This is a genomic window from Spirochaetota bacterium (assembly GCA_026415295.1).
In the GTDB taxonomy this organism is placed as follows: Bacteria; Spirochaetota; JAAYUW01; order JAAYUW01; family JAOAHJ01; genus JAOAHJ01.
The window spans coordinates 40,222-54,335 of sequence record JAOAHJ010000016.1 but is presented as its reverse complement, the minus strand read 5'-3'; the positions used below and the strand labels follow the sequence as shown (position 1 = coordinate 54,335).

The 14,114-nt window shown below is 19.7% G+C and carries 15 protein-coding genes; all 15 read left to right on the top strand.

Translation table 11 applies throughout. The features are described 5' to 3' along the window. Window positions 1-86 precede the first annotated feature (86 nt). The 15 genes from N3A58_03930 (at window position 87) to N3A58_03860 (ending at window position 14,108) form a co-directional block, all read left to right on the top strand. Entirely contained in the window at window positions 87-659 is a 573-nt protein-coding gene (locus N3A58_03930; protein MCX8058546.1) for a CheB methylesterase domain-containing protein, read from the top strand. Window positions 660-671: 12 nt separating this feature from the next. Beyond that, on the top strand, window positions 672-1,040 hold the full coding sequence (locus N3A58_03925; protein ID MCX8058545.1) for a response regulator: 369 nt from the start codon (window positions 672-674) through the stop codon (window positions 1,038-1,040). Window positions 1,041-1,148: 108 nt separating this feature from the next. After that, complete coding sequence (locus N3A58_03920; GenBank protein ID MCX8058544.1) at window positions 1,149-2,465, top strand: radical SAM protein; 1,317 nt, start codon at window positions 1,149-1,151, stop codon at window positions 2,463-2,465. A 103-nt stretch (window positions 2,466-2,568) separates the two neighbouring features. After that, window positions 2,569-3,087, top strand: a complete 519-nt coding sequence (thpR, locus tag N3A58_03915) for an RNA 2',3'-cyclic phosphodiesterase (GenBank protein MCX8058543.1) — start codon at window positions 2,569-2,571, stop codon at window positions 3,085-3,087. A 105-nt stretch (window positions 3,088-3,192) separates the two neighbouring features. Continuing rightward, the gene (locus N3A58_03910) at window positions 3,193-3,870 is read left to right on the top strand and encodes a C40 family peptidase (protein MCX8058542.1); all 678 of its coding nucleotides are present in this window, start codon (window positions 3,193-3,195) and stop codon (window positions 3,868-3,870) included. A gap of 13 nt (window positions 3,871-3,883) precedes the next feature. Further along, window positions 3,884-4,858: a MoxR family ATPase gene (locus N3A58_03905; GenBank protein ID MCX8058541.1), complete on the top strand. Its 975-nt coding sequence runs from the start codon at window positions 3,884-3,886 to the stop codon at window positions 4,856-4,858. A gap of 27 nt (window positions 4,859-4,885) precedes the next feature. Continuing rightward, window positions 4,886-5,719: a DUF58 domain-containing protein gene (locus N3A58_03900; GenBank protein MCX8058540.1), complete on the top strand. Its 834-nt coding sequence runs from the start codon at window positions 4,886-4,888 to the stop codon at window positions 5,717-5,719. 17 nt (window positions 5,720-5,736) lie between these two features. Beyond that, on the top strand, window positions 5,737-6,576 hold the full coding sequence (locus N3A58_03895; protein MCX8058539.1) for a hypothetical protein: 840 nt from the start codon (window positions 5,737-5,739) through the stop codon (window positions 6,574-6,576). Further along, window positions 6,573-7,556: a VWA domain-containing protein gene (locus N3A58_03890; GenBank protein MCX8058538.1), complete on the top strand. Its 984-nt coding sequence runs from the start codon at window positions 6,573-6,575 to the stop codon at window positions 7,554-7,556. Before N3A58_03895 ends, N3A58_03890 begins: the two co-directional genes overlap by 4 nt. Before the next feature lie 14 nt (window positions 7,557-7,570). Continuing rightward, on the top strand, window positions 7,571-8,557 hold the full coding sequence (locus tag N3A58_03885) for a VWA domain-containing protein (protein ID MCX8058537.1): 987 nt from the start codon (window positions 7,571-7,573) through the stop codon (window positions 8,555-8,557). Window positions 8,558-8,561: 4 nt separating this feature from the next. After that, entirely contained in the window at window positions 8,562-9,164 is a 603-nt protein-coding gene (locus N3A58_03880) for a hypothetical protein (protein ID MCX8058536.1), read from the top strand. Next, window positions 9,139-10,791, top strand: coding sequence for a hypothetical protein (locus N3A58_03875; protein ID MCX8058535.1), 1,653 nt, complete (start codon window positions 9,139-9,141; stop codon window positions 10,789-10,791). Before N3A58_03880 ends, N3A58_03875 begins: the two co-directional genes overlap by 26 nt. Further along, entirely contained in the window at window positions 10,767-11,468 is a 702-nt protein-coding gene (locus tag N3A58_03870; protein MCX8058534.1) for a hypothetical protein, read from the top strand. The genes N3A58_03875 and N3A58_03870 overlap by 25 nt, the downstream gene beginning before the upstream one ends. Next, entirely contained in the window at window positions 11,468-13,435 is a 1,968-nt protein-coding gene (locus tag N3A58_03865) for an ATP-binding protein (GenBank protein MCX8058533.1), read from the top strand. Before N3A58_03870 ends, N3A58_03865 begins: the two co-directional genes overlap by 1 nt. After that, a complete protein-coding gene (locus N3A58_03860) occupies window positions 13,425-14,108 on the top strand; it encodes a response regulator transcription factor (protein ID MCX8058532.1) in 684 nt (227 codons plus the stop codon). Before N3A58_03865 ends, N3A58_03860 begins: the two co-directional genes overlap by 11 nt. The last annotated feature ends 6 nt before the right edge of the window (window positions 14,109-14,114 follow it).

Here is a 14,114-nt window from a genome sequence, read left to right as displayed (position 1 = left end):
TTAAAATATTTTTTAAAAAAAATTTACTATACTTTATTCTTATTTTTGAAATTATTAAATTAAAATATTAGTTTGAAAGGGATTAAATGAAATATGATTTATTAATAATTGGTTCATCTACAGGTGGTCCCAAAGCATTATATAATATAATTGATAAGTTTGATAGGGACTTAAATATTCCTATATTGATTGTTCAACATTTGCCTGTATCATTTGAAAATTCTTTCGTAGAAGTTTTAAACAATAAATCTATTTTAACAACTAAGATTGCTGAAGATGGTATAACTTTAGAACCAAATTTTATATATGTTACTAAAGGAGGATATCAAACTGAATTTCAAGAAAACCTTAGGATAAAAGTTATTGAAAATAATACTATAGGAAACTTTGCTCCTTCTATTTCAAAAACTATAATTTCTGCTATTGAAGCTAGATTAAAACCAATAATATGCATATTGTCTGGTTTGTCTGCCAAGGAGGATGGACTTAGTGGTTGCAAATTAGCAAAATTAAAAAATTTTCCCATAATAATACAAGATAAAAATAGTTCTTTAATTTATGGAATGCAAAAAATTATAAAAGAAGCGGGTTTTTTTGATTATGAATTGGATATTTTTGATATTCCAAAAAAGATATATGAAATTTTGCAACTTAGTTAGGAGTTATAAGTTATGAATATATTATTAGTTGAAGATAATTATGAATTTTCAAAAATGGTTAAAGATATTCTTGAAATAAATAATTTTATTGTCGATCAAGCTTTTAATGGACAAGAAGCTTTTAGAAAAGCAATTGAAAACAACTATGATCTTATAATTATGGATATTTTTATGCCTTTAATGAGAGGTGATGAATGTATTTACGCTTTATATTCAGTAAATCCTTTACAAAAATTTTTAATAATTTCAGGAGATATTGAAAATCTTAAAGAAGATGAAATTAATAGGCTAAAAAATATGGGGGTTATAAAATTTTATAAAAAACCTATTAATTTTAATGAATTTATTAGAGATATAAAAGAATTATTTAATAATGAATGAATATTAATTAATATAAGATAACTAAATAACCCTAACAGAAAAAATAAAAATTATTCAGGATTATTTATAAAAGTTTGTTTAGTAGTTTTACCTACTCTTTGGCCAAATTTGCCTCCTTTAGGTTTATCATATATATCAGAAATCTTAAGCATAAATAATATTGAGCATACAATTAAAGATTTCAATATTTTTTTTTATAAGAAAGTTGATAAAAATTTACAAAAAAAGTGGACTTTTTATGATTTTAATTCTTCAAAATATTTTCTTAAATTTTATTTAAAAGAATATGAAGAAACAATTATTGATAAAATTATCTATGAATTGCAGGAGTTTGATATTATCGGTTTTTCTCTTTTTTCTACAAATAGATATATTTCTATTAAGGTAATAAATAGAATTAAAGAATTATTTGAGGAAAAAATAATAATTGGTGGTGGCCCAGATATTACTTTAAATTTTGAAAAATATAAAGATTTAATTGATATTCCTTTTTTTGGGGATTCTATCGATAATTTTGATATATTTTGTAAAATATTAATAAAAGAGTATTCAAATAGATCGGATAATAAATTTTTAAGTGGTAATATTAAAAAAAATGATATAGTATATTTTTTTAGAAATATTATTAATGAAAATAAGTTTAATAACATCTTAATAGATAATATTATTCCTAAATTTGATAGATTTGATTTAAATACTTATTTAAGAAAAAATTGTTTACCAATAGTTTTTAATTTAGGTTGTATAGGAAAATGTAAATTTTGTACTGAGAAATATTTATTTAAAGTTAAAACTACTAGTCCAGAAAGTTTAATAGAAAGAATATTATTCTATTATTTTTCTTATAATAAAAATTGGATAACTTTTTATGATTCTATGATTAATATTTCTCCATGTAAATTAAAAGAATTTTTAATTAATTTTTATAATATTCAAAAAGGTAAAAAAATTTCTTTTTTTTGGGATGCTCAATTTGGCATTAAACCAGATGTTGACAAAGAAACTATTAATTTATTTAATAAAACAGGTTGTATAAATTTGTTTATAGGTCTTGAGTCAGGTTCAGATAGAGTTTTAAAAAAGATGAAAAAATTATTTAATTCAAGTGATGCTATAGAAGTATTTAAGAGGTTAAATTTCTATAAAATTTTTTTTGAGATCTCTTTAATAATTGGGTTTCCAGGAGAGACTGAACAAGATTTTGAGTTAACATTAAAATTTTTAAAAGAAAACAAGAAATTAATACCTAAAATAGCACAAATTAATCCATTTATTTTATATGAAAGTTTAGAAGGAGATTTTGATAAAGAAGAAATAATTCCTGATGAAGTAATTACTGAAAGATATAAGAAATTAATAGATTTTATAAAAAAAGAGAATTTTAACTTTACTGAAGAATATTTAGGAAATTTAATTTTAAAGTAGTTTTTATAATAGGTTTGATTAGTTTATTTTAGAAGACTAATTTTATATTTTATATTTTTAAGAAATATTGAAAAAATAAAATTTTTTTATAAAATAAAACTATATGAGATTGTTTTTTGCATATGATTTTGATAAAGAATCTTTACATAAATTGATTTTACTGCAAAAAATGTATTTATCTAGTTTTAAAAATATTAGATTAACAAAAGAGATGAATTTACATCTAACAATTAAATTTATTGGAGAATTTGACGATTACCAGTTAATTATAGATAAGATCAAAAGTATAGATTCAATTAATTCTTCAAACATTAATCTTACCTCTAGTATAATAACAGCTTTTCCTAGTATTTTTAATGCTAGAGTTATTGTTTGTAAATTTGATGAAAATAATAAGCTTAATAAAATTTATTCTATTATAGAAGAAAACTTAAAATATTTAAATATTAAAAAAGAGGATAGAGATTTTGTTCCACATATTACTTTGGCAAGAACAAATTTTCCTATAATGATGAAAGAAATTTTTTTTAATAAGGAAAATTTTTTAATAAATAGATTGAAACTTTATAAATCTACTTTAACAAAAAATGGGCCAATTTATGATGTAATTTATGAATTTTAATAATTTGATATAGAAATGGGAATTAATAATAATAATAAAAATAAAAATTATATAATTAAAAATTATAATTAAAAATAAAATTATAATTATTTTAAAGATTGATTGTTGAAAAATAAAATTATTATTTTTTTATTTTTTCTATTATTTTTTGAAGCATGTTCTGGAATATATAATTATAATAGGGAAGTTTATAATAAAAGTGAGGGGGATTCATCCACTAGTGTACCAGAAAGAGAATTGGTTATAAGAAAAACAGTAGTTGAAAATGCTTTGAAAGCAGAAAATATAAAGGAATTTAGAATTAATGGCAAAAAATTTAATTATGATTGTTCAGGATTTGTTTTTTATGTATATGAAATTTCTGGAATTAATCTTCGAAACTATATAAACTTTTCTATATTAAATAATGGAGTATATATATTATATAATATTGGGATAAATCATTTTAAATTAAATAAAGAGATTGGTTTACCGGGAGATATTATTATTTTTGATAATACCTATGATAGAAATAAAAACAATAAATGGGATGATGAATATACACATGCTGCTATTTTAATAGATTACAATTCCAAAAATCAAATATATACTTTTGCTCATATTGGTTCATCAAAATGGAAATTAGATTATATGAGTCTATTAAAAAAAAATGTTTATAAAGAAGAAAATATAATCTATAACTCATATTTAAGAAGATATGATAGTTTAAAAGAACAAATATATTATCTTGCTGGAAATTTATTTAATGTTTTTATAAATATAATAAGTTATTATAAATTTTAATTAGTGGGATAGGATGGTGGAAAGGGTAGAAAAAAGAATTTTTGAGCTTATTGAAAAAATTTTAAAAGAAACAGAAAAATTTATCATCGGACAAAAGGATATTGTAAAAAAAATTTTGATTTCAATTTTAGCTGATGGACATGTTTTAATTGAAGGGTTGCCAGGTTTAGCTAAAACTTATATTATTAAGAATTTTGCAAAATTATTAAACTGTGAATTTAAAAGAATCCAGTTTACTCCAGATTTACTTCCTGCTGATATTATTGGGACCATGATATTTGATCCAAGAGAAATGAAATTTGAGCCATTTTTTGGACCTATTTTTAATAATATAATATTGGCTGATGAAATAAATAGGGCACCTGGAAAAGTACAATCTGCTCTATTACAGGCTATGGCAGAATATGAGGTAAACCTTGGAGGTAAAAATTTTAAATTAGAAAAACCATTTTATGTTTTAGCTACTCAAAATCCAATAGAGCATGAAGGGACTTATAATCTACCTGAAGCACAACTGGATAGATTTATGTTTAAATTAATCATTAATTATCCTAGTTTTGAAGAGGAACTTAAAATTATAGAATTGAATGAAAAACCAGATTTTACAGAAAACATAAAGCCAATTTTAGATAAAAACGAGATTATATCCCTTATTAGAGCTAAAGATAATGTTTATATTGATGATAGATTAAAGCATTATATAACAGAGATTGTTTTTTCATCAAGATATCCTAAGGATTATAAGATATCTCATATTTCCAATTTTATAGAATATGGAGCTTCACCTAGAGCTTCTATTTATTTAGTTAAATGTGCGAAAACAACAGCTTTAATAAATGGTAGGGACTATGTATTACCTGAAGATATAAAATATATTGCATATGATATTTTAAGGCATAGAATAATATTAAGTTATGAAGCCCTTTCACAGAATATAACTACAGACTACATAATAACTGAGATTTTAGAAAATAGAATTATTCCATAAAAACAAAATATTAATTAATAAAAAAAAATGAATGATAAAATTTTATTTAAGAAGTTATTTTTTAAAATTAAGTTTTTTTCAAATAAATTTCTTGTTGGGAATTATAAATCTAGATTTAAAGGCGAAGGGGTAGATTTTGTTGAAAATAGAGACTATTTCTTTGGGGATTCAATTAGAAATATTAATTGGAATTTGTGGGCTAAATTTGGAAAGCCATATACAAAAATTTTTGATGAAGAAAGAGGAGAGCTAAATCTCGTTGTACTGGACTTTTCATCCTCTATGTTTTTTAATTCTCAAAATGAATCAAAATTTGATATAGCTTTAAAAATATCTTTAACAATACTTTATATTTCTTTAATAAGCAATGATAAATTTTCATTTCTTATTTTTTCAGATAAACTAATAAAATTTTTTCCATTTGGAAAAGGAGAAAAGCATTTTTATCTAATATATAACTATTTATTAGGTCTTGATTATGTAAATTCAAATAATTCTATTTTGGTTGATATCCTTAGATATTTATATAAAATATTAAAAAAAAGGACAAATATTTTTATTATTTCAGATTTTATTGTAGAAAACCAAATTCAAATGATTGAAAATTTAAAGATTATTGATAAAAAACACAATATTTTTTTATTTCAAATTTTCGACTTATTTGAAATTAAAATTAAAAAGATTATAAGAAATTGTAAATTAATAGAGGGGTTTAATACAATTTCAAATGTTGATTATGAAGAATACTTTTATAATTTACAAAAAAATCTTTCCCAAAATTTTAAATACTATTTTCATGTTTCTAATGAAGAAAATGTTTTTTTTGTATTAAAAAACTATTTTGAGAGAAAGATAAAATAGAAATATTTTTAAAATTTATGGTTATTTTAATGATGGTCCAAATTGCATTATTAAAATTAAAAAGAGTTTTATTTATATTTTTTTTTACATTGAACCTATTCTTTTTTAATATTGATATTTTATTTGGTTATAGTTTTTTATATGAGGATATTTATAGGTCTGTTGAACTTCTAAATATAATAGAAAAATATAAGGTATATTATATAGGGGATGTTGTTTCAGTTGTCTTCGTTTTTAATAAAAAACCTATTGAGATTATTTCAAATAATAGTGATATATATATAAGAAACTTTTTAATAGAATATAAAAATTATTCTTATTATTGTAAAGTTGACTTTCAATTTTTTAATATTGGAAGTATAGAATTAAAAAATGTAAAATTTATTTTTTCATTTGAAGAATATGATTTAACTGGTAACAAAATTTTTATTTCATCAATAAATAATGAAAATAAAAAAAAGTATAATTTTTATGAGGTTAATAAATTTTTTACTTTCAATCCAACTTTTTTTAACTTTATAATTTATTTAGTTTTTTTGTCTTTTTTATTTTTAGCAACTTATTTTCTAATTCTTTTTTTTATTAAAATTAAGAATAAATATAAAACTTTGATAATGAAAAGAGAAAATTTGATCTATTTAAATAAGTTAAAAAATGAGTTACATATTAATCCCAAAAAAGTCATTTTTGATATTTCTGAGTATATTAAAAAAATTAATTTTAAATTGAATGATAATGATAAACTAGAATTGGATAAATTAAAGTACAAATATACAAATGAAGATTTGAAAATTAATATTAAATTTATTGAAATAATTATTGATAAACTAATTAAATATATTAAAGAAGATAGATGAAAATTAATTTATTAGTATTTATTTTAATTATTCCATTAATTATTGTTCTAAAAATCTATTTTGTAGATGAAAAGAACTATGAAGGTATTTTTACAACCATTAATATTAAAAATGAAAAAAAAAGATTTTATAATTTGTTTGGTAATTACTTTTTTTATATATTTTTTATATTATCAAATATATTTCTTATAATAGGACTATCAAATCCTAAAAAACCTGTTTCATCAATTCCTGTTGAATCTAAAGGAAAAGCAATAGTATTTTGTATTGATGTTTCTTCCTCTATGATGGCTTTAGATTTTGGTGATATATCTAGATTAGATATAGCTAAAAATTTTATAATTGACTTTATAAAAAAGAGACCTTTTGATTATTATTCTGTAGTTATTTTTGCAAAAAATGCTTTTATTTATGTACCTTTAACATTTGATAATCAATTTGTTATTGAAAGAGTATCTCAAATAAAAATTAAGATGCTTGATGATGGAACAGCCATAGGATATGGTATAATGTTAGCTATTGATCAAATAAAAGATTTTGAAGGAAGTGGAAAAGTTATTATTTTATTCTCAGATGGTAATAATAATAGCGGATTAGTATCACCTGAGGATGCTGCTATTATTGCAAAAAAAAATAATATTTTAATATTTCCTATTGCTTTAGGTAAGCAAAATGAAGTTTCTTTTCCTTTTAAAGATAAAGATGGGAAAATAATGATTAAAAAAATAGATATGCCAATAAACTTTTCTCTTTTATATAATATCTCTAAAATAACTGGTAGTAATATAGTAATGAATCCATTTGATAATTTAAGTTTGAAAAATACTTTGGAGAAAATTGATAAACTCAATTCTGTTGTTTACCAAGTACAATTATTTACTTATTATTTAGATAATTATTTATTATATTTTTATATTTCATATATTTTATTTAGCATTTTTTTATTTTTATTTTTAATTTATCAAAAAGTTGAATATTAAATTTAATAATGTTTATGGATAAAAAACTAATATATATTTTTATATTTTTTATTAATAATATAATGATTTTATTAATACTTTTAAGACAAAAACAATTAAGAGAAAAATATTTTAATGAGTTTAATTTTTATTTTTATAATAAGTATAAATTGTTTTTATTTAGAGTTTTTATTTTATTTATAATGAATTTTTTCTTTTTACTTTTAATGCTAGATTTTAAAGGGGGCAAAAGAAAAGTTGAGATTAAAGATGAATTTATAGATACAGCAATTTTAATAGATGTTTCAACATCTATGAAAGCTCAGGATATTTATCCTGATAGATTAAGAGCTTCTATTCTCCTTACAAATAATTTAATAAAGAAAAGTAAAAATAATAGATTTTCATTAATTATTTTTAGTTTAGAACCTTATATACAAATACCATTTACTACAAATATTGATTATTTTTCATTTATTCTAAATGGTTTAAGAATAGAAACAAATCAAACATCTCTAATAAATAATGCTATTTCCAAGGGATATTCTTTAATAAGAAGAACACCAAGTAAATTAAAATATATTCTTATTTTTTCTGATATGGAATTTTGGGAAGAGATAGATAAAAATTTAATAAAATTAATTACCGGTGAAGGGATTAGGATCTATTTTTTTATTATTGGTACAATAGAAGGTGGTAAAATTCCAATTGAAAATGGTTTCTTGAAAGATGAAAATGGCGAAGTAGTTATTACTAAGGCAAATATAGAGATTGTAAAAAAACTCGGAAATATAAATAATGTTTTTTTTTATAATATAGACAAAGTTGATTTTGATAATTTTAATAAAATTTGTGAAAGTATTTTTAGCTTTAAAGATATGCCAAAAAAGTATATAATTGTTACTTATAAATTTTACTGGCTTTTTGCTTTTTTTATTTTTTTACTAACTATTTTTTATTATCTATTTTACTCGCCAATGTTAATAAAAATAAAAATTAATGAAGAATTTAGAAAATTTTAATAAAATGAAAAAATATAGATCATTTAAAAAAGTTTTTGTATTATATTTGATTTTTATCTACTTTGTTTTTCTTGTATTAATAGCTTATTTTTTTCTGGATATATTTTTTTCTTATATTAATTTTAAAAATAAAAATTATATTAATTCTTATCTATACCTTCAAAGATTTAATGAAAAAATTTGTATCATTATTAAAATTGATAAATATAAAAATTTGGATTTACTAAATATATACATAAAAACTTATGAAAATAAATGCTTTGAAAATTACTTTTTTGAACAATTAGGTTATAGTTTAGATAATTTGAATGATGAAAATTTACTTTTTATTTTATCATTGTATTATTTAAATATAAAAAATATTGAAAAATCATGTGAATGTTTAAAAAAAATTTTGATAATAAATCCTAAAAATTTAAATGCTAAGATTAATTATGAAATATTATTAAGTAAAAAGAAAGAAACAGAAGAGAATAAATTTGATGAAAATAACTATTTGGAACAAATAAATAAAAATATTAATAGTTTTATTAAGTCAGAAGGTTTTGATAATTTTCAAAAGAATTTGATAAATAAAACAAATGATAAAATTAAAAAAAATTGGTAAGAATTTATTTATATATCTTGCCCTTTTAATAATTAGTTGTCTTTTTTTTATTTTAAATTCTTCAAGTTCAGCATCAATTTCTTATTACATTGAAAAACCTGATATTATTAAAGTTGAAGATGATTTTGAAATCAAAATTATTTTAATTTCAAAAAATATAGATTTAGAGATTTTAAAATATCCTGATTTGCAAATTTCAAATTTAATTAAGTTGTATTTAAATAAACCAATAATTGAAAAGGAAAATTCATATAATTTTAATGGAATTTTTTATACCAGTTTTTATAAAGTAATTATTAAATATAAATTTAAGGCATTAAATAAAGGTCAAATTGATTTTTCAGGTTTAAAATTAAATACAAATTTAGGGCAAATTATATTAAACGATTTTTCAATATTTATTAGCGATGTAGAAAGTTATAAAGCTGATGATTTTATTAGAACAGAAATGGAAAGAGATTATTTTTATTTAGGAGAGGAGGTTAAAATTTATTTTTATCTTTATACTTCCAATGAATATGATAGCATAAAAAACATTAAAGTTAAAGATATTAAAGATTACTATTATGAATTTTTAAAAAAAGAAGGCCAACTTGTTCAAATGTTATTTTTAAACAAACCATATAAGAAATACAAAATAGCAGAATTAAAAATTATTCCCAAAAAAGAGGGTAGTTTTTTCACTCCAGATATTGAATTCAATATTATTTTTAATTCTTTTGAAGGATTAGAAAAAGTAAAAGTAGAGAGAGTTGTAAAAAGTGATAGATTAGAATTTAAAATAGTTCCATTTCCTCAGGAAGTCCCTGTGAATTTTATTTATTTAGTAGGAAATTATAATATTAATTATAGGTATGAGAAATTAAATAATTATGATGATGTTTCATATATTTTGAATATAAGTTTTGTAGGAGAAGGTAATCATAGTATAATAGATTTTTCAAAGCTATTAACAGATAATCCAAATTATGAAATTGTAAAAATAAATCAAAATAAAACTATAAATACATGTGAGTTACAATATTTTATATTAATTAAAAATAAAAATATAAATAGTCTTCCTTCTATTAACTTTTCTTATTTTAATATAAAAGAAAATTCATTTAAAAATTTTATAATTGTTGGTGAACAGATAAATATTACACAGAAACAAATAGATAAAGAAAGCTCTATAATAAATTTGTCGGAATTAAATTATTATAAAATAAAAGATGGAAATATATCAATTAAATTAGATTTTTTATTCTTCAAATTTATTATGATTTTTAATATTATTTTATTTTTTTATCTATTAGTAGGATCTAGGGACATTTATTCATTAAAAGTCTTAAAAAAAAGCTTAAATTTTAAACAAAAAAGTTATGAAACTAATTATTATAAAATTTGGCTTGATTTTATTGAAAAACTTATCAATAAATATAATATAAATATTGATCTAATAGATAAAAACTTTTTGATATTCTATGAAAACTTAAAATTTATCTTTAATAAAAGAGACATAAATAAATTGTATATACTAAATAATTTAATAAAAAAGAAGTATAGAATAGCAAATTATAAATATAATAGAACAGAAATTTATAAAATTAAAAGGTTAATTAGATGGCTTGGAAAATTAAATTATTAATACTAAGTTTATTAGCTTTCTTTAATTTTAATAGAAATAATTTGTTAAACAATAAAACATTATATAAATATTATAATAATAATCAGTATGATAAAATAATAAAATTTTATGAAGAATATAAATATAAATTTTTAATGAATGAAAAATTTTTTATTATTGCAGCTAAATCTTATTATGCTCAAAATAACTACATAGAAGTTCTTAAAACTTTGAGAAAAGGAATCATTTATAATCCTAATAGTAAAGAAATAAAAGATTTGATAAACAAATTGATTACTGAAGAAAAAGCTAAATTAACTTATTTAAATTTGTTTTTTTTTCATAAGATAAATATTAAATATATTTTTATAACTACTTTTATATTATATTTTTTGTTTATTATTTTTTGGAAAAGGATAAAAAAAATTGAAAAGTTTTATTTTTTAATTTTTAATTTATTATTAATATTTGTATTTTTAGTTATTTTAATTTATCCACAGGTATTTTATAATGAAGCTATTGTAATTGAAGATTCTTTTATTTATAATTTCCCAAATGAAAATAGTACTATTAAAGATAAGATAAAAACAGGGAATATTATTAAAATTAAATATATTAAAGATGAGTACATTTATTTTTTTACTATTTATGGTAAAAATGGATGGATACATAAAAATAATATAGAAAAGGTTTTTTAATGCTTATATTTAATAAAGAAAAAATTAAAAATCTTTTTAATTATTTAAAAGATAAAAAAATCTTAATAATTATATTATTATTTTCATTTTTTATTTCAATAATATTTATGATTAATTATTTTAATTTATTAAAGCTTCAACAAAATGTATTAAAAAGTGAAATTGATTTTAATTATAAAAGTTTATTAATATCAAAATATAATCAAATTATTTCAATAATAAATAATGTAAATAAAATAATTGCTCTTTCCTTTTACCATACATACTATGACAATTTTATAATAAATGAACTTTCAAAACTTGATTTTATAGATTCTGTTATTATTTTAAATAATTATTCTAAATTATTGCAGAATATAAATGAATATTATCAAAAAGAGAAGGAATTGATAGAATTTGAAAAATATATACTAGGTCAAAAAGCTTATGAAAACAATTTATATGAGTTGTCTATTTCATATTTTTTAAATCTTATTAATAGTGAAAAGGATATAATTTATATAAAAATAAAATCATATTATTATCTTGCTAAAATTTACTTTGAACTGGGTAATAATGAAAATGCCATTAAATTTTCTTATTTAGGAATAAAATATATTTTAATGAAAAATGTTTATGATGAAGTTATATTGAGTTTATACACAATACTTTTTGATGTATTTTATGACTTTAATTTAAAAAAAAATTTTGCAATAAATATAATTTTTATAAAAAACTATTTTAATGTTTCAGATGATTTGGTTAAAAGTGAAGTATTAAGTTTTTATAACAGGTATTGCAAAAAAGAAAATGAACTAATATTAAGTGATTTAAATGCGAATTTGAGAAATAACATATTTAGCATAAGAGATTACTTTCTAAATTATTATCAAATGATTAAAGATAATAATATTTTGTTTGTTAAGAAGAATAAAAGCTATATTGGGGAAAATTTTGTTTTAATAATTGTAAATTTTAAATTATTACTAAATAATGAAAATAAAAACCATAATTTCTTCTACTTTAATCTTCAGGTTGAAAATGATTATTTTTTAGAAAATAGGGATGGATTTAGTGAGTTTGATAAAGTTTCTTTACCTTTTTATAAAGAAAATAATCCAATTTTTCTAAATTTATTCATTGAGAAATCTAAGATGGTTAATTTTATAGCTAAAAAACAGTTTTTTTTTGGATTTATTTTAATTATAATGCTTTTTTTCACTGGGATTTTTTCTTTTTCAGTTATTTTTTTATTTTTTCTAAAAGAGTATGAATTAAATATTATGAAATCAGAATTTATATCTATTGTTTCTCATGAATTAAAAACTCCAATAACAACTATACAATTAGTGACTGATTCTATTTTAAGAAACTATGATAAAATATCAGAAGAAAAAAAAATGGGCTACATGAATAAAATTAAGAATGAATCTCAAAGATTACTATATTTAATTAATAATTTACTCACTTTTACTAAAAATGAAAAAAACAAAAAGTATATTATATTAAAAGAGGTTGATTTTATTTTGATTATTGATGAAGTTGTAGAATTGTTTAAGATTAGTAAAAAAAATGTTAATTTTATTCTTGATTTTTCTTTTAAAAATATGATTATTTTGGGAGATGAAGATCTATTAAAACAAGTTGTTTATAATATTTTGGATAATTCATATAAATATTCAGGAGAAGAAAAAATTATACAAATAAATATTTATGAAAAATCAAATCAATATGTTTGTGAATTTATTGATAATGGTATTGGTATAGATGAAGATGATTTGAAAAAAGTTTTTGAAAAGTTTTACAGAGGTAAAAACACTCTTAATATTCCTGGAACTGGACTTGGCCTTTCTTTAATTAAATATATAATTGAATATCATGGAGGAAAAGTTCTAATTGAATCAAAAAAGGGGGTAGGTACAAAAGTCACTTTAATTTTTAATAAAATTCAAAAAAATTTAGATGAGGAGGCTTTGCATGGGAAATAAAATATTGATAATTGAAGATGAATCAAATATTAGAGAATTATTGAAAGACAATTTAGAATATGAAGGTTATGAGGTAATGGAAGCAGAAGATGGAGAGGTTGCTTTAAAAATGGTCAAAGAAAATAATTTTGATCTTATAATTCTTGATTTAATGTTGCCAAAAGTTAATGGATTTGAATTTTTAAAGGGTTTAAGAAAATTTGATAAACTTCTACCTGTTATAATACTTTCTGCTAAAAGTGAAGAAATTGATAAAATAAAAGGCTTTGATTTGGGAGCAGATGATTATATAACTAAACCTTTTCAAATTAGAGAACTTCTTTCTAGAATAAAAGCTGTGCTCCGAAGATCATCAAAAATTTCTTCAGATATTAAAACTTTTTCTTTTGACAACTTTACTCTTGATTTTGAAAAAGGTGTATTATTTAAGGATGGACAACAGGTTGAAATGTCATATTATGAATTTGAAATACTTAAATATCTTATATTAAATAAAAATAAACCAGTAACAAGAGAAGAAATTATAGAATCTATATGGAAAGCTGATGGTTCAATTTCTCCAAGGAACATAGACACACATATAGTTAGTTTAAGAAAACTTATAGAAAAAGATCCTGAAGAACCTAAATATATAAAGACAGTTTTTAGAATCGGTTATAAATTTGAAATTTAGTTTATA